19 protein-coding genes and 1 pseudogene are annotated in these 19,511 nt (G+C 75.7%); 6 read left to right on the forward strand and 14 right to left on the reverse strand.

Translation table 11 applies throughout. The features are described 5' to 3' along the window. Nucleotides 1–2 precede the first annotated feature (2 nt). Nucleotides 3–881, forward strand: a complete 879-nt coding sequence (locus KPL60_RS35010; RefSeq protein ID WP_226368201.1) for a helix-turn-helix transcriptional regulator — start codon at nucleotides 3–5, stop codon at nucleotides 879–881. On the opposite strand, the gene KPL60_RS32940 is transcribed toward KPL60_RS35010, so the two are convergent. Continuing rightward, nucleotides 782–2,056: an MFS transporter gene (locus KPL60_RS32940; protein WP_226368202.1), complete on the reverse strand. Its 1,275-nt coding sequence runs from the start codon at nucleotides 2,054–2,056 to the stop codon at nucleotides 782–784. The two genes, KPL60_RS35010 and KPL60_RS32940, sit on opposite strands and share 100 nt — an antisense overlap. Before the next feature lie 195 nt (nucleotides 2,057–2,251). Here KPL60_RS32940 and KPL60_RS32945 point away from each other — a divergent pair, with 195 nt between their 5' ends. Both KPL60_RS32945 and KPL60_RS35300 read left to right on the forward strand, forming a co-directional pair. Next, nucleotides 2,252–3,115: a DUF4190 domain-containing protein gene (locus KPL60_RS32945; RefSeq protein ID WP_226368203.1), complete on the forward strand. Its 864-nt coding sequence runs from the start codon at nucleotides 2,252–2,254 to the stop codon at nucleotides 3,113–3,115. Between the two features lie 126 nt (nucleotides 3,116–3,241). Beyond that, nucleotides 3,242–3,598 (forward strand): annotated as a pseudogene (locus KPL60_RS35300) (SRPBCC family protein); the annotation flags it as partial. Nucleotides 3,599–3,706: 108 nt separating this feature from the next. Here KPL60_RS35300 and KPL60_RS32955 read toward each other — a convergent pair. The 4 genes from KPL60_RS32955 to KPL60_RS32970 are packed head-to-tail and all read right to left on the reverse strand — an operon-like array spanning nucleotide 3,707 to nucleotide 8,430. Continuing rightward, a complete protein-coding gene (locus KPL60_RS32955; RefSeq protein ID WP_226368204.1) occupies nucleotides 3,707–4,366 on the reverse strand; it encodes a class II aldolase/adducin family protein in 660 nt (219 codons plus the stop codon). Continuing rightward, nucleotides 4,363–5,631 carry a 3-oxo-tetronate kinase gene (gene otnK, locus KPL60_RS35015; RefSeq protein WP_226368205.1) on the reverse strand — a complete coding sequence of 423 codons (1,269 nt, stop codon included), beginning with the start codon at nucleotides 5,629–5,631 and terminating at the stop codon, nucleotides 4,363–4,365. Before otnK ends, KPL60_RS32955 begins: the two co-directional genes overlap by 4 nt. A gap of 37 nt (nucleotides 5,632–5,668) precedes the next feature. After that, on the reverse strand, nucleotides 5,669–7,036 hold the full coding sequence (locus KPL60_RS32965; protein WP_226368206.1) for a GntP family permease: 1,368 nt from the start codon (nucleotides 7,034–7,036) through the stop codon (nucleotides 5,669–5,671). A gap of 35 nt (nucleotides 7,037–7,071) precedes the next feature. Continuing rightward, entirely contained in the window at nucleotides 7,072–8,430 is a 1,359-nt protein-coding gene (locus KPL60_RS32970; protein ID WP_226368207.1) for a homoserine dehydrogenase, read from the reverse strand. 176 nt (nucleotides 8,431–8,606) lie between these two features. Here KPL60_RS32970 and KPL60_RS32975 point away from each other — a divergent pair, with 176 nt between their 5' ends. After that, the gene (locus KPL60_RS32975) at nucleotides 8,607–9,395 is read left to right on the forward strand and encodes a DeoR/GlpR family DNA-binding transcription regulator (protein WP_226354709.1); all 789 of its coding nucleotides are present in this window, start codon (nucleotides 8,607–8,609) and stop codon (nucleotides 9,393–9,395) included. 6 nt (nucleotides 9,396–9,401) lie between these two features. Here the strand turns inward: KPL60_RS32975 and KPL60_RS32980 are convergent, their stop codons facing one another. The 3 genes from KPL60_RS32980 to KPL60_RS32990 form a co-directional block, all read right to left on the reverse strand. Continuing rightward, nucleotides 9,402–11,438 carry a cytochrome c oxidase assembly protein gene (locus KPL60_RS32980; protein ID WP_226368208.1) on the reverse strand — a complete coding sequence of 679 codons (2,037 nt, stop codon included), beginning with the start codon at nucleotides 11,436–11,438 and terminating at the stop codon, nucleotides 9,402–9,404. Nucleotides 11,439–11,542: 104 nt separating this feature from the next. After that, complete coding sequence (locus KPL60_RS32985; protein ID WP_226368209.1) at nucleotides 11,543–13,135, reverse strand: serine/threonine-protein kinase; 1,593 nt, start codon at nucleotides 13,133–13,135, stop codon at nucleotides 11,543–11,545. 158 nt (nucleotides 13,136–13,293) lie between these two features. Next, nucleotides 13,294–14,577, reverse strand: coding sequence for a geranylgeranyl reductase family protein (locus tag KPL60_RS32990; RefSeq protein WP_226354712.1), 1,284 nt, complete (start codon nucleotides 14,575–14,577; stop codon nucleotides 13,294–13,296). Between the two features lie 80 nt (nucleotides 14,578–14,657). Here KPL60_RS32990 and KPL60_RS32995 point away from each other — a divergent pair, with 80 nt between their 5' ends. Continuing rightward, on the forward strand, nucleotides 14,658–15,056 hold the full coding sequence (locus tag KPL60_RS32995; RefSeq protein WP_226354713.1) for a nucleotidyltransferase family protein: 399 nt from the start codon (nucleotides 14,658–14,660) through the stop codon (nucleotides 15,054–15,056). Continuing rightward, nucleotides 15,053–15,472, forward strand: a complete 420-nt coding sequence (locus KPL60_RS33000) for a HepT-like ribonuclease domain-containing protein (protein ID WP_226354714.1) — start codon at nucleotides 15,053–15,055, stop codon at nucleotides 15,470–15,472. The genes KPL60_RS32995 and KPL60_RS33000 overlap by 4 nt, the downstream gene beginning before the upstream one ends. Nucleotides 15,473–15,479: 7 nt before the next feature. On the opposite strand, the gene KPL60_RS33005 is transcribed toward KPL60_RS33000, so the two are convergent. Genes KPL60_RS33005 through KPL60_RS33030 form a run of 6 tightly spaced genes read right to left on the reverse strand, consistent with a single transcriptional unit; the run spans nucleotide 15,480 to nucleotide 19,475 of the window. Beyond that, nucleotides 15,480–15,848: a hypothetical protein gene (locus KPL60_RS33005; protein WP_062399487.1), complete on the reverse strand. Its 369-nt coding sequence runs from the start codon at nucleotides 15,846–15,848 to the stop codon at nucleotides 15,480–15,482. Next, nucleotides 15,845–16,285 (reverse strand): hypothetical protein, encoded by a 441-nt coding sequence (locus tag KPL60_RS33010; RefSeq protein WP_226368210.1) that lies wholly within the window; start codon nucleotides 16,283–16,285, stop codon nucleotides 15,845–15,847. Before KPL60_RS33010 ends, KPL60_RS33005 begins: the two co-directional genes overlap by 4 nt. Next, nucleotides 16,269–17,525 (reverse strand): molybdopterin-dependent oxidoreductase, encoded by a 1,257-nt coding sequence (locus KPL60_RS33015; protein ID WP_226368211.1) that lies wholly within the window; start codon nucleotides 17,523–17,525, stop codon nucleotides 16,269–16,271. The genes KPL60_RS33010 and KPL60_RS33015 overlap by 17 nt, the downstream gene beginning before the upstream one ends. After that, nucleotides 17,522–18,145: a class I SAM-dependent methyltransferase gene (locus tag KPL60_RS33020; protein WP_226368212.1), complete on the reverse strand. Its 624-nt coding sequence runs from the start codon at nucleotides 18,143–18,145 to the stop codon at nucleotides 17,522–17,524. The genes KPL60_RS33015 and KPL60_RS33020 overlap by 4 nt, the downstream gene beginning before the upstream one ends. Continuing rightward, nucleotides 18,142–18,831, reverse strand: a complete 690-nt coding sequence (locus tag KPL60_RS33025) for a DUF2064 domain-containing protein (protein WP_062399495.1) — start codon at nucleotides 18,829–18,831, stop codon at nucleotides 18,142–18,144. The genes KPL60_RS33020 and KPL60_RS33025 overlap by 4 nt, the downstream gene beginning before the upstream one ends. After that, complete coding sequence (locus tag KPL60_RS33030; RefSeq protein ID WP_062399497.1) at nucleotides 18,828–19,475, reverse strand: glycosyltransferase family 2 protein; 648 nt, start codon at nucleotides 19,473–19,475, stop codon at nucleotides 18,828–18,830. Before KPL60_RS33030 ends, KPL60_RS33025 begins: the two co-directional genes overlap by 4 nt. Between the last annotated feature and the right edge of the window lie 36 nt (nucleotides 19,476–19,511).

A 19,511-nucleotide genomic window follows, 5' to 3' on the forward strand; every position in this document is an offset into this window, starting at 1 on the left:
GGGTGACCGCACCCCTTCCCGATGCGATCGACACCCGTCTCGACCGGATGCTGGCCGGCATGGAGTGGGAGCTGCAACGGTCCCGCCGCTCCCGGGTGACCGACGGCGCGACGGCCACGGTGCTCCGCGACGCCGCCGGGTTCGTCTTCCTGCACGAGGGCCGCGCCTCGGTCCGCACGACGACCGGCTGCTGGACGACCGTCGTGGCGGGGGACCTCGTCCTCGTCCCGCGGCCGGGGGACCTGACGGTCCGCGGCGAGGACGGGGCGGACCTCACCGCCGTCGTGTTCGCCGGGGCACCGGCCCGCCCCCGCGACGACGGCACGCTCCCGCCCGCACTCGTCGCCCGCGCGTTCGGGCCCGCCGAGCCCGGCATGGCGACGCTCGTGCGCGGGATGGAGTGCGGGTGGAGCACCGTCGGCGGGCGGGTCCGCAGCGGCGACACCGTGATCTGCAGCCGGATCGCCACCACGATCGCCGTGACCGCGGTGCGGATGTGGGTCGAGCAGCAGCCGGCCGGTACCGACCGGTGGCTCGCCTCGGCGCTCGACCCCCGGATCGCCCGTGCCCTGCACGCCATCCACACCGACCCGGCCCGCCCCTGGACGGTCGCCGACATGGCCCGGGAGGCGACCATGTCGCGGGCGGTCTTCGCGGCCCGCTTCGCCGAGGTCGTCGGCCGGACCCCGGCGGACTACCTGGCCGCCACCCGGGTCGACGCCGGCCGGGCGCTGCTGGCCGACGGCAGCGCCACGGTCGCCGAGGTCGCCCACCGGGTCGGCTACCGCTCCGAGCTCGGGTTCGCCCGGGCGTTCCGCCGCGAGTCCGGGATGTCGCCGTCCCGGTGGCGCTCGTCGGTCCGGTCCTCGCCCGCGTCGTAGGGCGGGTCCTGCGGGGCGGAGCCGAAGGTCAGACCGCCGACCGCGGCCGCGACGGCCGCACCGGCGAGGGTCGCGCGCACCCCGAGGCCGTCCACGAGGAGCCCGCCGGCGGCGGCCCCGATCGTGATGGCGAGCTGGAACCCGGCGACGAGCAGGCCGCCCCCGGCCTCCATGCGGGTCGGCGCGACCCGGGCGATCCAGGTCGTGACCACCGTCAGCCACGCCCCGAACGACAGCCCCCAGACGGCCACGCCGGCGACGACCACCGGCAGCACCGCCGGGAACGCGGCCACCGCGGCGACGCCGGCCGCGAGCGTCGCCGGGACCGCGAAGCGCACGACCCGCAGGTGGCGGTCGACGACCAGCCCGACGACGACGTTCCCCACCACGCCGCCCGCACCGAACACCGCCAGCAGCACGGCCACCCCGCCGGCGTCGAGACCCGGGACGGTCCCGAGCGCCGGGCGGATGTAGGTGAACGCGGCGAAGTGCCCCAGGACGGTGAGCACGTGGCCGGTGAGCCCGCGCCCGATGCCGGGCGCCCGCAGGGTATCGAGCAGCGGACGGAGACCGTCCGAGGCGTCCGGGGCCACGGTCGGGAGCGCCGACCGGATCGCGACCGCGGTGGCCGCGGACAGCACGGCGACGCCGACGAACACGGCCCGCCACCCGGCCACCGACCCGAGCAGGACGGCCAGCGGCACCCCCGCCACCGTCGCGACGGTCGTCCCGGTGTTCACGAGCATCACCGCGCGGCCGAGCCGCCCGGGCGTGCTCAGCCGGGCCGCGACGGCCAGCGACATCGCCCAGAACCCGCCGATCGCGGCCCCGAGGAGCAGCCGCGCCAGGAGCAGCACGACGAAGTTCGGCGCCACCGCGACCGCCAGGTTGGACGCCGCGGCGGCCACGGCGAGCGCGGTCAGCAGGGCCCGGCGGTCGAGCCGGGGCAGCAGCACCCCGATCGTGGGGGCGACGAGGAGCCCGACGAACGCCGTCGCCGACACGGCCTGCCCGGCCTGGCCCTCGGTGATCCCGAGCGCGGCGGCCATCGGGGTCAGCAGGCCGGGCGGGAGGAACTCGGCGAGGACGAGCACGAAGCTCGTCATCGCCATCACGGCGACCGCGCCCCAGGCGGTGCGTTCGGGGCGGGTCGTCGGTACGAGGGTGTCGGTCATGCCCCCAGGTTTCGCTACGGAACGGTCGTCGGCCCATCGGATCGTCCGGCGGAGCAGACCGAGCGTCCGGATCCGGATCGTGGTCGACGCAGACGATCTTCGATCCGGAGCGCGCGGCGCTGACCCTTTCGCCAGAATTGAGTATCTGAACGGTCGAGTCGAAATGAGTCCGTCCGGCCCAGCGACACGCTGGTCGTGACCACCTCGCACCGCCCGCAGCAGGGCGCACCCACGTCCCCGTCCGCGCAGCCCGGCCACCCCGCCGGCCCGCAGTGGCACCAGTCCGGCCCCGTGCCGCAGCAGCAGTGGTACGGCGCTCCGCCGGCTGCCGTCCTGCCGCAGTGGACCCCCTCGGCCGGCACCGGCCCGCAGTCGAACTCCTGGGGCGCGGTTCCCGTCCCCGCGCCCCGGAACGGCCTGGGCATCGCTGCGCTCTGCCTCGGCATCGTCGGCCTGCTGTTCGGCCTGGTCCCGTTCACGGGCTTCATCGCGTTCGCTCTCGGCTCGGTCGGCGTGATCCTCGGTCTGGTCGGCTTCGGCCGCGCGCGTCGCAGCATCGCGACCAACCTGAAGACCTCGATCGTCGGCACCGCGCTCTCGGCGATCGCGCTCGCCCTGGGGATCTGGGGCATGGTGATCGTGTTCACCGGTCTGAACCAGCTGTCCGAGGACCTGAGCGCGCTCTCGGCGCCGCCGGCGCCGGTCACGGCCTCCGGGACGGAGGCCGCCCCGACCGACGTGTCCACCCCGTACACGGTGGGGCCCGCGAGCTACCGGCTCGAGATCACCGGTGACGCGAAGAAGATGATGGTCGGCTACGGCACGGACAGCGCCACCAGCTCGTCGTCGGACTACCAGACGCTGCCGTGGAGCAAGACCGTCGAGGTGAGTGGCGAGTACGGGTTCGCCCACGTCAACGCCAGCAGCTTCGGTCCGGGCTCCATCACCTGCACCATCACCGACGTGGCGACCGGTCAGGTCGTTGACACGAAGACCTCGACCTCCCTGGACGACAGCGAGTACAGCTCGGCGAACGTCGACTGCAACACCATGAACTGACCCCGAACCGCCCCCGGACCGTGCCCGGCCCGAGGTGGTCACGCACGACCGCGCCGGGCACGGGGGAGCCCCGCCGGGACGCCGGCGGGGCTCCCCTCGTGTTCTGTCCAGGACTACCTTGCGGGTGTGAGCAGCTACGTCGTCGAGCGCCGGACCGTCGTCGACGCCCCCGCGGACCGGATCCACGACCTGGTCGCCGACCTCCACGCCTGGCGGTCCTGGTCGCCGTGGGAGGACCTCGACCCGGCCCTGGAACGCCGCTACGACGGCGCCGAGCGTGGCACCGGCGCCCGCTACTCCTGGTCGGGGAACCGCAAGGCAGGCCGCGGCACGATGGAGGTCGTCGCCGACACCCCGGAGCGCATCGAGGTCCTCGTGCGCTTCGAGAAGCCGTTCCGTTCGACCAGCACCTCCGCGTTCCTGCTGGCCCCGGCCGGTGCCGGGACCGAGGTCGTCTGGCGGATGACGGGTGAGCAGTCCGGGGTGGCCGCGCTGGTCGGCCGGATCGTGCCGATGGACCGGCTGCTCGGCGGGGCCTGCAGAAGGGCCTGGCCCGGCTGGCGACGGCCGCCGGCACGGGGTGAGCGGCGCTCAGCCCCAGTGCGTGCCGTACCGCTCGGCCAGCTCGCGGGCCTGCCCGTCGTCGAGCCACCGGGCCTCGCGCCCGCCCAGCAGCACGGTCACCCGCGCGGCCTCCTCCAGCTCCACGGCGGCGTCGACGGCGCGGTCCAGGTCGGCACCACCCGTCAGCGAGCCGTGGTTGCCGAGCAGGGCGGCGGTGAACCGCCCGGGCAGCCCGTCGAGGCTCGCGGCCAGCTCCTGGGAGCCCGGCGGGGCGTAGGGCGCCAGCGGGGTGCGGCCGACCCGCATGACGAAGTACGGGGTGACCGGCGGCAGCGCCGAGGCCGGTGACCAGGGGGGCAGGCAGGACGCGGCGACCGCGTACGGCGAGTGCAGGTGGACCACCGCCGCGACCCCGGGCTCGCTGCGGTACAGCGCCAGGTGCAGCGGGACCTCCTTGGACGGCCGCGCCCCGGTCACCGGCGCCCCGGTGGTGTCGACGACGGCGAGCCGGTCGGGTTCCAGCTCCCCGAGTCCGAGCCCGGTCGGGGTGACGACGACCAGGTCCCCGACCCGCTCGGACAGGTTCCCCGAGGCGCCGGGGCTCAGCCCGGCCGCGACGACCTGCCGGCCGGCCGCGCAGACGCGGTCCGCGGCCGCGAGCAGGTGCCCGGGAAGCGACCCGGTCACCGTGCCCCGTCCGGCGCCGCGTCCCAGGCCCGCACGAACAGGTCCGCACCGCCGAAGTTGCCCGACTTGAGGACCAGCCCGAGCGGCTCCTCGCCGGGGCCGCGCTCGGCCCGGGCCCAGGCCACGCCCGGGTCGAGCCGTGGCCCGACCACGAGCCCGCGGACCCCGAGCGCCGCGACGACGGCCCCGGAGGTCTCACCCCCGGCCACGACCAGGCGCCGCACCCCGCGCTCGACCAGCAGCCGGGCGACGGCGCCGAGCGCCTCCTCGAACAACGGCGCGGCCTCGGGACCGGACAGGTCGCCGTCGTCGCCGGTCGCGTAGACCACGACCGGGCCGTCGGCGGGGGAGCAGGCCAGCGCCTCCTCGGCGACGGCGCGGTGGGTGCCCGCCGGGTCCCGGCGCAGCGCGGCGGGGTCGAGCCGGATCCCGCGGCCCGCGGCGGCACCGGTCCGGACCTGGGCCCGGGTGGCCTGCGAGGCGCTGCCCGACAGCACCACCCGGGGCCCGTCGCCCGCGGCGGGGATCGCGGCCTCCGCGGCCGCGTGCGGCCCTTCGAGCCCCTGGGCGACGGCGCTGCCCCCGGTGAGCAGCGGCAGGTCGGCGGTGGCCTCGACCAGGGTGACCAGGTCGGCGTCGCACACGGCGTCGACGACGACGTGCCGCGCCCCGGCGGCGGCCTGCCCGTCCAGCGCTGCACGCAGGGCGGCCGGCCCGGCCGTCACCGCGGGGAGCGGGAGCAGGCCCACGGCCCCGGCGCCGCCGCGGACCTGGGGGGCGAGCAGCCGGGGCAGGCTGGAGTCACGCATGGGGGTCAGCGGGTGGTCGCGCATCGGCGACTCGTCGAGCGGGTCGTCACCGACGAACAGGTGGCCGCGGTAGACCGTGCGCCCGTTCGCGGGGAACGCGGGCGCGACCACCGTCCACGGGGCGCCGAGCGCGTCGAGCAGGGCGTCGGCGACCGGCCCGATGTTGCCCCCGGGGGTGGAGTCGAACGTCGAGCAGTACTTGAACAGGATCCGGTCGCAGCCGTGGGCGCGCAGCGCCGACAGCGCGGCCAGCGAGCCCGCGACGGCCTCGGCGGGCGGCGCGGTCCGGCTCTTGAGGGCGACGACCACCGCGTCGGTGCCGTCGGCGGCGGGGGGCAGCCCACCGGACACGGCCTCGCCGGGGACGACGGCGGTGCGGAACCCGGCGGCGGTCAGCACGATCGCGAGGTCGGTCGCGCCGGTCAGGTCGTCGGCGATGGCGCCGATCGTGGTCACGGTCGTCCTCCTGGGGTGGGGGGCGGTACGGGGGTCGTCACACGACACCGACGGCGATCAGGACGTTGAGCACCGCGAAGCCGGTCACGCCGGAGATCACCGAGGCGACGCCGATCGAGCGGATCCCCTGGCCGACGGTCATGTTGGACAGCGTGGTGGTGACCCACCAGCCCGACGAGTTGGCGTGCTTCATGATCTGGGCGCCGGTGGCGCAGGCCAGGTAGATCGCGATCGGCGCGAGCCCGAGCACGTCCACCAGCGGCTGCATGATCGCCGCGGCGGTCATGACACCGAGGATGTTCGACCCGGTGATGGTGCAGACCGCGGCCGCCACGAGGAACGGGATGATGATCGGCGAGATGCCGATCTGCTGGACGCCCTCGGCCACGCTCTCGGCCACCCCGGTCTCCCGGATCGTGGCCGCCAGCGCCCCGCCGACACCGGTCAGCGCGAGCGGCATCGCGGCGATCCGCAGGCCGCTCTCGAACAGGTCGGTCAGGGTCTCCTTGTCCCGCCAGCGCCCGCGGAACAGCGGCAGGGACAGCACGCAGGCCAGGAACAGCGCCATCGTGGGCTCGCCGACGAACTCCAGCGCCCCGCGCACGGGGTTGTCCTCGGCCATCAGCGGCCCGAGCAGCGAGGCGCCGCTGATCAGCACGATCGGCGCGACGATCGGGGTCAGGCAGGCGAGCAGCGACGGCCCGCGGACGGCGGTCCGCTCGGTCACGGCGGTGTCGCCGGAGGGTCCGCTCCCGCCGGTGGCCAGGTGCTCGACGAACTCGGGCTTCGGGTCGACGTGGGTGCGGATGGTCGTGAGGTAGAGGGTCGCGGCGAGGATGCCCGGCACGCCGACGGCGAGGCCGAGCAGGATCGCCTGGCCGGTCGGGACCCCGAGCAGCGCGGCGGAGGCCAGCGGGCCCGGTCCGGGCGGCACGACCGAGGTCATCACGTAGGCGCCGATGTAGAGGATCGGGCCCAGCTTCATCATCGAGATCCCGGTGCGGGCCGCGAGCGCCGAGACGATCGGGATCAGCATGACGACGACGGAGTCCGCGATCAGCGGGATCCCCACCACCGACGACGCGAGCGCGACGGCCCAGGGGACCTTCCGCTCGGAGAACAGCCGCAGGCACCGTTCGGTGATGGCCTCGGCGGCGCCGGAGAGCTCGAGCATCTTCCCGAGCACGCAGCCGAAGATGACCAGCAGGCCGACGCTGGCGAGGGTGTTGCCGAAGCCCTCGGTGACCAGGTCGATCGTCCCGGTCCCGCCCATGCCCAGCGCGAGGCCGAGCGCGACGACCACGACGAACAGCGTCGCGACGGGGTGGACCTTGAAGCGGGCGATGAACAGGACGAGGACGACGAGCGCGAGCAGGAACGCGCTGAGGACGTAGATGTCCGACACGACGATGTATCCGATCGGGGAAGGGGAGGGCGGGGTCAGCCGGTCGCGCCGGTGCGCCAGGCCGCGAGCAGGTGGGGGTCGGGGTCGGCGAGGTCGCCGATCCGCACCGGGGCACCGGCCGGTACGTCCCGGGCGAGCGTGGTGTGCGCGGCCAGGTAGAGGGGTGCGACGTCGTCGGGCGCCTCCGCCGCGGCGAACAGCACCGGGGCGACGCCGTCGACGTCGTGGTGGTGCCCGCCCATGGCCAGGGTGCGGCCGGCGGCGAGGCCGGTCCGGGCGCGCCCGGCGAGCACGACGTGGCGACCGCGGTCCGGGGGTGCCGCGGCGGCGCCGCGCTCGGCGACGGCGAGGACCGACAGCGGCGTCTCGACGCCCATGAGGTGGTAGGGCAGGTAGAGGCAGGCGTAGCGCCCGTCGCGGCTCACGACGTGGCCCTTGCCGGACAGCGTCTCCCAGGTCACCGGGTCGTGGGTGCGCACGACGACGAACACCCCGCCGGCGAAGCTCGCCTCGTCCGGGCGGCGCAGCACGGTGAACACGTCGACCACGCCCGGCCGCCCGGTCACGCCGCCGTCCCCGGCGAGGGCGTAGACGTCGGCGAGCTCGGCGACGCGGGCCACCGGGTAGTGCAGGGTCTCGACGTCGGGGACCAGCCCGGTGGCGTCGGCGACGACGGCCATCTCGCACAGGTCCGCGGCCGCGCTGCGCCGGATCGTGGCGACCGCGTCGGCGCGCGCGTCCAGCGTGCCGCGGACGCCGCCCGGCTCCGGCGGGGCGAGCAGCCGCTCCGGGTCGGCGACGTCGATCTCCTGGTCGAGGTGGCGCAGCCGGCCGGTCGACGGGTCGAGCACCAGGTCGTACTCGCCGGACTTGCCGGCCGCGACGACCTCCAGGCCGAGTTCGCGGGTGCGGGCGTACCACTCGACGAGGTTCGCCGGCTGGTCCCCGGCGCCGGGCACGTAGCCGAGGCCGCGGTCGGCGGCGCGCCGGGCGAGGTCGGTGCCGACGACCGTCTCGACCTCCTTGGACACCATCACCACGTGCCGGTCGTGCTCCAGCGCGTCGACGGCGGCGCGGTACCCCGCGGCGGGGCTGCCGGTGGCCTCGACCAGGACGTCGTGCCCGGCCCCGGTCAGCAGCGCCAGGTCCGGGACGACGGCGACGGTGCCCGCCGGGCGGGCGGCGACCTCGTCGGCGGTGCGGCACACGGCCAGCTCGTCGGCGCGGAAGCCGAGCTCGCGGCACATCGTGACGGTGCCGTCGACGTCGAGGTCGCACAGCGCGTCCGGGACGACCCGCGGGGTGTGCCGGGTCTGGGCGAGCAGGGTCCGGCCGAAGCCGCCCCGTGCGCCGGTCAGCGCGTAGCGCACCGGTGGTGCTCCGGACGGGGGCATGCGACCTCCTCGAACGCCGGTGGCGACAGCACGGCGTTGTCGACGACCGCCCGGCGGCGCGGCGGACGCTAGCACAGCAGCTCACACGAGAGTCAATATTCTTCACGCAGCGGCACATGCGCTATCGTCCGCAGGTCCGTCGGCGAGTTCGACCGCAGGTGTCCGGAGGCCGTCCAGTGATCCCCGACCAGCGCCGCGAGCGGCTGCTCACCGAGCTCCGCGGAGCGGGCGTGCTGTCCGTCCGCGAGCTCGTCGAGCTGCTGGGCGTCTCGCACATGACGGTGCGCCGGGACATCGCCTCGCTGGAGGCCGAGGGCCGGGTCTCCTCGGTCCCCGGCGGCGTCCGGTCGGTGGAGAAGCTGCACAGCGAGCCGACCTACCGCGCCAAGGTGTCGGTCCGGCCCGCGGAGAAGCGCGCCATCGCCCGCGAGGCGGTCCGGCTGATCGGCGACGACCAGGTCGTCTACCTCGACGCGGGCACGACGATCGGGCAGGTCGCGGCCCTGCTGTGGGGGCACACCGGGCTGACGGTCGTCACCAACGACCTGACGACGGCCGTGCTGCTCAGCGACCACCCCGGCCTGGAGCTGTACCACGTCGGGGGCCGGGTCGACCGCGGCAACCGGTCCACCGTCGGCGAGCTGACCGCCCGGGCCGTCCGCGAGCTGAACATCGACGTCGCGCTGATCTCGTCGAGCTCCTGGGACGACGCCCGCGGCAGCACCACACCGGTCGAGGCGAAGGTGCCGGTCAAGCGGGCCGCGATGGCGTCGGCCGAGCGCTCCTACCTGGTCTCCGGCTCCGACAAGTACGGCGCCGTGAGCACCTTCCGGGTCGCCGGGCTCACCGACTTCGACGCCGTCGTCACCGACGCCGGGCTGCCCGCAGGCGCGGCCGCGCGGCTGCGCGAGCAGGGTGTGACGGTGCACGCCGCCGAGCCGGACGGGACCGCGCTGCCGGGCTGAGCAGGCTCAGCCGCCGCGCCGCATCTGCTCCAGCATCGCGTTGTAGGCCTTCAGCTCCGCGTCGTCGTCCCGGTCGGCCTGCCGGTCCTTGCGGGTCGCCTCCCGGGAGTCGTCGCGCGACCACTGCACCACCAGCGTGACCATCACCAGCAGCATCGGGATCTCGCCCGTCGCCCAGGCGATGCCGCCGCCGGTGCGCTGGTCGTCGAGCAGGTCCAGCCACGGCAGCCCGACCTGGCGGTAGAAGTTCTCCCCGAGCACCGTCGAGGAGCTCATCACCGCGACGCCGAAGAACGCGTGGAACGGCATCGTCGCGAGCATGACCGCGAGCCGCCCCAGGTGCGGCAGCCGGTGCGGGGCGGCGTCGACGCCGATCAGCGGCCAGAAGAACAGGTAGCCGACGAGCACGAAGTGCAGGTTCATCAGCTGGTGGGTCCAGTGGAACCGCAGCGCCCCGTCGAACAGCGGGGTGAAGTACAGGACGTAGAACGAGCCGACGAACAGCACCGCCGCGAACGCCGGGTGGGTCATGACCTTCGCGACGCGCGAGTGCACCGCCGCGAGCAGCCACTCGCGCGGGCCGGGCGGGTTGCCGCGGCCCGCCGGGCGTAGCACCCGCAGCGCGAGCGTGACCGCGCCGCCGAGGCTCAGCAGGATCGGCGCGAGCATGTTCAGCGTCATGTGGCTGATCATGTGGACGCTGAACATGGACGGGGAGTAGAAGCCCAGCCCCGACGACGTCGCCAGCAGCAGCGTCGCGCAGCCCAGCAGCCAGGCGACGGTGCGCCCGACCGGCCACACCACCCCGCGGGCCGCGAGCCGGCGCACGGCCACCAGGTACAGCCCGGCCAGCACCAGCGCACCGGTGCCGAACAGCAGGTTCCAGCGCCAGTCGGTCAGCACCGCGAGCGCGGAGAACGGCCGGACGATGTCCCAGCCGATCAGGGTCTGCAGCGCCGAGTCGTCGGCGACGACGAACCGCGGCGGCACCAGCCGGATGCTCGCGACGCCCAGCGTCGCCACCGCCGCCCCCAGCACCGCGACCACCGGCAGCAGCCGGCCCGGCACCGGCCCGGCCGGGGCGGCGACGAGCCCGCGGACCAGCAGCGCGGTCAGCGGGACCAGGGCTGCGAGCAGCACCGCGACGACCACGGCGACCCGCACGTAGGCCGACCCGCCGAGCGGCCCGGCGTCGGTCACCACCAGCTGGAAGATGATCTCACCGGTCAGGTACACGACCCCGCCGACGGCGAGCAGCCCGCGGACCCGGCCCGCCGTCCGTCCCTCGATCACGCCGCCGTGCGCGCGGAACGCGACCAGCGCGGCGACCAGCCCGAGCCAGGCGGTCCCGGCGACGGCGCGCAGCACGTTCGCGTCCCCGCTCCAGTCGTGCCCGGCCCCGGTCGCGGCCGGGTGGACCGCTGCGGGCACCGCCATCGCGCACGCGGCGACCAGCCCGAGCGCGGCGGCGGCCTTCCAGCTCAGCGAGAACGCCGACCCGAGGGCGACGAGCAGCAGCAGCGCCCCGGCGAGCGCCCAGCCCAGCGGCTCCTCGATGGTCGCGGCGGCGCCGAGCCACCCGAACGGGCCCACCGACGCCAGGACGCCGGGGGAGTTGCCGGTCATGTCGGCCACCGACAGCCAGCCCGCGGCGATCGCCGACACCCCGGCGACGGTGGCGGTCAGGGTGCCCCGGCGCAGCGCGCGGTAGCCGTGGACGTCGACCGTCCCGGACCCCTGCGGCGCCGCGACCAGGCCGCCGACCAGCAGCGACCCGGCGGCGAGCGCGGTCGCGGCGACGGCCAGGACCTTCGCGACGACCGTCGCGGCCTTCAGGCCCGGCTCGGGCACCGGCAGCCCGCTCTGCCGCCAGAAGCCGTCGTCGCCGATCGAGACGGCGACCGCGACGCCGGCGCACAGCAGCACCAGGGCGACCGTGAGCGCGGTCAGGAGCCCACGGCGGTCGCGCCGCGCCGGCACCGCCGGTGCGGGCGGCGCACCACCGGCCGCGTCGGTCGTCGCCTGCTCCGTGCTCGCGCTCACCGAGAACCCCTCCGCAGGTGGTCACCGGGCACGTACCGCGCCCGTGTCACCCCCGATGGTCCCCGTCCGGCCCGGCGCGCGCCGCACCGGGTCGGACGGGTCACTCAGTTGCCGGTGATCCCGGACCACCAGCGCTGGATCGACTCCCAGAAACCCTGCGCGTCCTGACCGATCTGGCCGGGGTCGGGCAGGTTCGACGGCAGCGACGGCAGCTCGCTCGGCAGCGACGGCAGGTTCGACGGGAGCGAGGGCAGACCCGACGGCAGACCCGGGATGTTGCTCGGCAGCTGGATGCCGCCGCCGTTCTCGCTGGTCGGGGCCTCGGTCGTCGTCTCGGTGGTGGGCGGTGCGCTGGTCTCGGTGGTCGGCGGGGCCTGGGTGTCGGAGTCGCCGTTGCCGAACAGCAGGAACCCGAGCAGCAGCACCAGCAGCGCGACGACGAGCGCGCCGATCGCGATCCACTTCCCGATCCCCGACGAGCCGAGGTCACGCGGCTCGGGCTCCGGCTCCGGTGCGACGACCGGCGGAGCGACGGCGGCCGGCTCGGAGAGGATCTCGGCGACGCGGCGGGCGTCCGGGCGTCGCTGCGGGTCGGTCGCGGTGGACTGGGCGATCGCCGTCCGCACCGGCTCGGGCACGTCCGCGGGCACCACCGGGGCGCGGTTCACGCGCTCGGCGGGGCCCTGCAGCCCCTGGCCCTGGTACTCCTGCCGCCCGGTCCAGGCCTCCAGCAGCACGAGGCCGAGCGCGTACACGTCGGTCGGCGGCCCGACCGGTCGGCCCTGGACCTGCTCCGGCGACAGGTACGCCGGCGTCCCGATGATCTCGCCGGCCGCGGTGTGGCCGTCGGCGCCGAGCAGGGCGGCGATGCCGAAGTCGGCGAGCCGGGCCCGGCCGTCGGAGTCGACGAGGATGTTCGACGGCTTGACGTCGCGGTGCGTGACGCCCTGCGAGTGGACGTAGGCCAGGGTCTGGGCGACCTCGGTGCCGATCCGTCGGATGTCCTCGGGCGGCAGGTCCTCGCGGGCGATGACGTCCTTGAGCGTGGGCCCGTCGACGAGCTCCATGACCAGGTAGGCGCGGTCGGCCTCGACGGCGAAGTCGTGCACCGCGACCAGACCCGGGTGGCGCAGGTTCGCCATGACCTGCGCCTCCTGCTCGAAGCGCTGGTCGGCGCTCGGGTCGTCGGCCGCACCGAAGATCTTCACGGCGACCGGCCGGTTGAGCCGGGTGTCGGTGGCCCGGTGCACGTCGGACATCCCGCCCTGGCCGAGCAGCCCCTCCAGCCGGTACCGGCCGCCGAGCAGCTCGGGCTCGGTGATGGGTGCGGGCATCATCCGGGTCGCGTCCGGGCGCGACGGGCGCGGCGCGCCGTAGGCGGCGGTCGGCGGGGCGCCGAGGTGGTGGGTCGGGGCCTCGCCGGGCCCGAGGCGCCGGGTGCCGTCCGCGGGGGCACCGGGCCCACCGGGGCCCGGGCGGCCGGGGCCGGGGGGCGGGCCGACCCGGCGGGTGGCGTCCGGCGCGTTGCTGCGGGTCGCCGGGTCGTCGTCGGCGCGCCGCGGCGCGGGCCGGGCCCCGCCGACGCGACGGGTCGGGTCGGGCGCGGGACCGCCCGGCGGCCGCTGTCGGCGGTTCCCCGTCCGCCACGGGTCGGACGCATCCCTGCGGGTGCGCTCCGGATCGTCGCCGCGGGTCACGGGCCCTCCCGGTCTGCTGGTGCAGCCGGGCCGCGGGCGCGCGCACCGGCCGTCCGCCGTCGTGGCGGACCTCCTGGCGGCGACCGTACCGTCCGGAACCGGTCACCCCGGTGGACGGCGCGCTGCCACCACCCGGTGATCCTCCCGCCCCGGAGCCCTCAGCGCGCCGCGACCGGTGTGCGCAGGTCGGCGGCGGGGAACGGGGGCCGGTCGTCGAGGCGGACCGACAGCTTCCCGGCGGCCCGCCAGGCACGGGCGGTGAGGTCGCGGTCCTCGTCGGTCACGAGGTTGCCCATCACCCGCAGCGCGACGGTCATCAGTGCCCGCGACCGCATCCCGACCGGCCCGGCCAGCGGCAGCAGCCGGGGGATCGTGATCAGCCCGGCGAGCCTGCGGGCGATCGAGAACGCCAGGCCGTAGTGCGAGCGCAGGGTCGCGGGCCAGGCGCGGTCCAGGTCGGCGCCCGACGCGAGCAGCTCCGCGACCAGCCGGCCGGTCTCCAGGCCGTAGTCGATGCCCTCGCCGTTGAGCGGGTTCACGCAGCCCGCCGCGTCGCCGATCAGCGCCCAGTTCGGGCCCGCGACCCCGGAGACGGCGCCGCCCATCGGCAGCAGCGCGGACCTCACCAGCTCGACCTTCGGGCCCAGCTCCCACTCGGCGCGGCGGGCGTTCGCGTAGTGCTCGATCAGGCCGCGCAGCTTGATGTTGGCCGGGCGCCGGTCGGTGGCCAGGGTGCCGACGCCGATGTTGACCCGGCCGTCGTTCAGCGGGAACAGCCAGCCGTACCCGGCCAGGACCTCGTCGGCCTCGCCGCGCAGCTCCAGGTGCGAGCTGATCCACGGGTCGTCGTGCCGGCCGGAGGTGACGTAGCCGCGGGCGGCGACGCCGTAGGCGGTGTCCTGGTGCCACTCCCGGCCCAGCACCCGCCCGAGCGTGGAGCGCGCCCCGTCGGCGACGACGAGCCTGCGGCACCGGACGGAGCGGCCGTCGTCGAACAGCACGGCGTCGACCCGGCCCCCGGCGAAGGTCACGTCGACGGCCTTGGCGCCCTCCATCGGGGTCGCGCCGGCCTCCAGGGCGACACGGCGGATGCCCGCGTCGAGCTCGGTGCGCGGGATCGCCGAGCCGTGCGCCGGCAGCGACCCGCCCGGCCACGGCAGCTCCAGGACCTGCCCGAACCCGTGCGCGCGCAGTCCCTGGTTGGTGCCGTGCGAGTCGACCCAGCCACCGAGGCCCAGGTGCCCCAGCTCGGCGATCGCGCGCGGGGTCAGCCCGTCACCGCAGGCCTTGTCCCGGGGGAAGGTCGCGGAGTCGGCGAGGACGACGTCGAGCCCGTGCCGTGCCGCCCACGCCGCCGCCGCCGACCCGGCCGGTCCCGCCCCGACGACGAGCACGTCGGTGGAGTCCGGAGTGGTGGCGGGCGGGACGGGGCCGGTGCTCATGACCCCAGTGTCGCAACCCGGCCGGGCGACCGCCGCCGAGCGTGCCCCCGGTCACGACCGGGGCCGCTACCGTGGCACCCGTGACCGGACCGCAGACACAGGACCCGGCCCGGCTCGACGCCGTCCGGGCGGTGGCGGCCCGGGTACCGGGGCTGACGCTCCTGCTCCTGCACGGGTCGCGCAGCCGCGGTCAGGAGCATGCCGGGTCGGACTGGGACCTGGGCTATCGCGGCGACGCCGACCCGGCCACGCTGCTCGACGCGGTCGCGTCGGCGCTGGGTACGGACGCCGTCGACCTCGTGGACCTCGACCGGGCCACCGCGCTGCTCCGGTACGAGGCCGCCCGTGACGGCGTCGCCCTGCACACGACCGGCGACGCGTATCGCGACTTCGTGCTGGAGGCCACCCGCTTCTGGTGCGACGCCGGTCCCGTGATCCGGCGTGCGCAGCAGGACGTCCTCGCGGGGCTCGGGCGGTGAGCGGGGCGATCCGGCCGGAACTGCTCGCCGAGCGCGCGGCGACAGTCCGCCGGCACCTCGATCGTGTGCGGGACCGGCTGCCGTCGGACCCGGACGGGCTGGCCCCGATGACCGACGCGACCGACGCCGTCGTCCTGCACCTGTGGCAGGCCATCCAGGTCGTCATCGACACGGCGGTGTCGGCCTGCGTGACATCGGGGCTGGGCTCCCCGCCCACCTACGGTGACGCGTTCCGCCTGCTCGGGAGGCACGGCGTCGTCGAGACCGGACTGGCAAACCGGCTGGCCAGGGCCGCTGCGTTCCGCAACCTGCTGGTCCACGCCTACGGCGAGCTCGACCTGCGCCGGGTCCACGCCATCGCCTCTCAGGGCCCTGCCGACCTGCTCGCGTTCCTGGCGGCCCTGCGCGACGCGTGAGCGCCGGTCACGACCGGGTCAGGTGCCAGAGGATCACGTCGTGGGCGTGGCGGGCCTTGTCGTCGCCGCGGAAGGCCACCTCGTGCACGGCCGCCCCGACGGTGATCGCGATCTGGCTGGAGCTCGCGAACCGGCCCAGCAGGTTCCGGTCGGCGACGAACGAGACCGAGGAGATCCGGCCGTAGGGGATCGAGGTGATCGCGGTGCGCTTGCCGACGAAGGAGTTGTCCTGCAGGACCGCCCGCAGGTCGGTGAGGCCGAGGAAGCCGGTGCCGGCGCCGATCGCGTCGTAGACGGCGATGATCCGCTCGCCCTCCAGCAGGCCGGCGGCGACCTTGTCGAGCTGGTCGCGCTTGTCGAAGACGGGTTCGCTCATGGCTCCGATACTGCCCGGCGGGCGAGCAGTGTCCGCACCGTCCAGACCAGCGCGGAGACGGCGAACAGCACGACGGTCAGCCACACCCACCGCATCCGGTACGGCTCCTGGTCCAGCCCGGTCGCGTTCAGCGTGCTCAGCGCGCCCTGCCGGATGATCCCGGGCAGGAACATCAGCAGCGCGAGCCCGGAGCCGAGCACCGGGATCCGCACGTGGTTGACCAGCGGAACCCGGGTGCGGGGCAGCGCGAGCAGCAGCAGCCGGTCCCCGACGGCGTAGAGCGGGAACAGCACGAGGTCGTGCAGCAGGACCGCGCCGGCGAACCACCAGGCCATCGTGACCAGGTCCGGGGACCCGCCGACGATCGCGTACACCGCCCACCCGGCGAGCGCGAAGCAGCCGAGGGCGGCGAGCAGGCGGCTACCGAGGAGCAGCACGGGAGAACCCGATCGTCGCGACCCACTTGGTGTTGTGCACCCCGGGGAGCGCCGGGACGATCAGCCGCGCCGGGTACCCGTGGTCGGGTGACAGCTCGGCGCCGTTGACCCGCAGCGCGAGCAGCGAGTCCGGCGACAGCGTCTGGCCGCGGTTGAGCAGCGCGCGGGCGAACGGGCTCCCCACCTCGACCGACCGCACCTCCGCGGTCTCCGGGTCGGTGACGCCCGCGGCGCGGGCCAGGTCGGTCAGCCGCACCCCCGTCCACACCTGCGAGGTCGACCAGCCCTCGACGCAGGCGATCGGCAGCTCCGCGGTGTGCTGCGGCAGCGCGGCCAGCGCCGCCCGGTCGAGCACCACCGGTGCCGTGCCGCCGGTCAGGGTCAGCGTCCAGGCGCTCCCGACCGCGGCCGGGGCGATGCCGGACGCGACGAACGTGCGATTGACCGGGAAGTCGTTCGGGCCGCCCCGCTCGGTGCTGTCGGGCGCCGTCGTCCGGCCCCGGGGCAGCAGCAGCGCCGTCGACCGGAGCCGGTCGGTGAACTGTCCGACGGTCAGCGCCGCGACGAACAGCATCCCGCCGCCGACCAGGGCGAGCGCGCCGCGCCGCGACATCGTCGGGGGGTCCGGGTCCGGCGCGACCAGTGGGTGTGCCGGCTCGGGCCGGGTGGCGGCGAGCGGCGTGACCAGCTCGGTGCGCAGCGAGCGGCCCCGCAGCGAGCGGACCATCGTCGGGAGCTTCGTGACCACGTGCAGCGCGAACGAGGCCAGGAACACCCAGGCCGCGGCGTAGTGGCCGTCGTAGAACGAGAAGCCGAAGACGTAGTCGTACTGGACGTTCAGCAGGCCGGTGACGATCAGGAACAGGATCGAGCCGACCAGCAGCACCAGCGACAGCCGTTCCAGGAGCGTCACCGGGTTGCGTTCGGGTGCGGTGAACAGCTTCGGGATGACCGACCACAGCTTCGCCAGGACCAGCGGCACCAGCACGATCCCGAGCCCGACGTGCAGACCCTCGGTGAGCCGGAACAGCCAGGCCGGCGACGCGGGCCAGTCCCACCACGGCAGCTGCAGCCCGCCGACGGCGTCGGCGGCCGGGATGGCCTGTCCCCGGCCGTAGGCGAGCCGGTCGAGCAGCCCGGTGAACGCCACGACGGGGAGCCCGACGAGCAGCGGCAGCGCGAACATCGAGGTCAGCCAGGGGCCCCGGATCGGGCTGCGCCACCGCACCGCCCGCCTCACGGCCCGGTCAGCTCCAGGAACACCCGGGCGCCGAGGTGCACGTCGGTCACCCGCAGACCGGCCCGCCCGGCCGTCACGGCGAGCGGCACCGCGCCCTGCGCGGCCCACGGGATCGGCTCGCCCGCACCGCTGCCGCACAGCACCCGGGCGGTACCGCGCCACGTGTGTTCGGGGCGCGGGTCGGCCTCCACCAGCACCGTCCCGCCGTGGGTGAGCAGCCGGACGGCCCGGGTGAGCAGGGCGACCGGGTCGCCGCCGATGCCGATGTTGCCGTCGGCGAGCAGCACATGGGACCAGCTGCCCTCGCCGGGCAGCGGGCCGAACAGGTCGGCCTGGACCATCGCGACGCTGCGGCGGTGGCACAGCACCCGGGAGACGGCGGAACCGTCGACGCCGAGGGCGGCGATCCCGCGCGCGGCGAGCGCGACGAGCAGCCGGCCGGGTCCGCAGCCGAGATCGAGGGTGGGGCCCGTGCAGTGGCGCAGCAGCCAGTCGTCGCAGCCACCGGCGGCGTCGGCCCAGCGGTCGACGTCCAGCGCGATCTCGGTGCCGTCGTCACAGAGCAGGCGGGAGGGGGCGCCGGACAGCGGCATGTCGAAGCCCTCGGCGGTCACGGTCACGCCGACACCTCCGGACATCGCAGCCTCAGCTCGGCGACGGCGCGGGCGAAGCGGCTCCCCGGGACCTGCGCGGCGACGGCGACGGCCTCCGCGGCCGTGTCGACGTCGGTCAGCGGCTCGGCGAGGGCCACCCGCAGGCCGGCGGCCCGCAGCGCGTCCAGCGTCCGGCCGCCGGTCTCGGCGGTCGACATCGGCACGCCGTGCAGCGCGGTGGCGGCGAGCGGGTCGCGCAGGCCCAGCACCCACCAGCCGCCGTCGGTCGCGGGGCCGAGGACGGCGTCCACACCCGGTTCGGCGAGCCGGTCCGCACAGTGGGACAGCAGCCCGGCCGTGGCCTGCGGGGTGTCCATCCCGACCTGCAGGGTCGGGCGGCCCGGGTGCAGCGCGGCGGCGTCGGCGTGCGCGGCGGCGATCCGCGCGGCCAGTCCCTCCCCGCGCTGCGCGACGACGGCGAGCCCGTCCAGCGCGGCGGCCAGCTCGGCCGCGCCGACGGCGGCGGCCCGGTCCCCGGTCATCGCGACGACGGTGTCGCCGGCCACCCCGGCGGCGGCCTCGAGGGTGTCGAGCAGCGCCGCCGAGGCGATCGCCGCGGCGAGCTCCGGCGTCGCGGGCGGACACAGCCGCGTCTTGACCCGGCCCGGCTCGGGCGCCTTCGCGAGGACGACGGTGGTGACGGGGCCGGTCATCGCAGCAGCCGGATCATGTCGCGCCCGGCCCGGACGGTGCCCTTGACCGAGCCGGAGACCTTGGACCGCCCGCCGGCCCGCCGGGAGTAGGCGACCGGGATCTCGTCGAACCGCCAGCCCGCCCGGCCCGCCCGCAGCAGCAGCTCCAGCGGGTAGCCGAACGCCCGGTCCTCGACCCGCAGGTCCAGCAGCGCCTGCCGGCGTGCGACCCGGATCGGGGCGATGTCGTGCACCGGGACCCCTCGGGTCCGCAGCATCCCGGCGATCACCGCGTTCGCCGCACGGGCGTGCCAGGGCCACACCCCGACCGTGTCCGGCACGCGCCGTCCGACGGCGATGTCGGCGCGGCCGGACGCGACGGTCTCGGCCATGCCGGGCAGCACGTCGGCGTCGAGGGAGCCGTCGCCGTCGAGGAAGGCCACGAGTTCACCGGTGGCCGCCTCCAGCCCGGCGTGCACGGCCGCGCCGTAGCCGCGACGCGGTTCGACGACCACCCGCGCCCCGTGCCCGCGCGCGACCGCCGCGGTGTCGTCGGTCGACCCGTTGTCGACGACGATCACCGGCCAGTCGTCGGGCATCCGCTTCAGGACGTAGGGCAGCGCCTCCGCCTCGTCGAGGCACGGCAGCACGATCTCCGGGTGCACGTCGCGATCTTCACCTCTCCGCCGGGCCACCGCCCG

It is taken from the genome of Pseudonocardia sp. ICBG162, assembly GCF_020496225.1.
In the GTDB taxonomy this organism is placed as follows: domain Bacteria; phylum Actinomycetota; class Actinomycetes; order Mycobacteriales; family Pseudonocardiaceae; genus Pseudonocardia; species Pseudonocardia alni.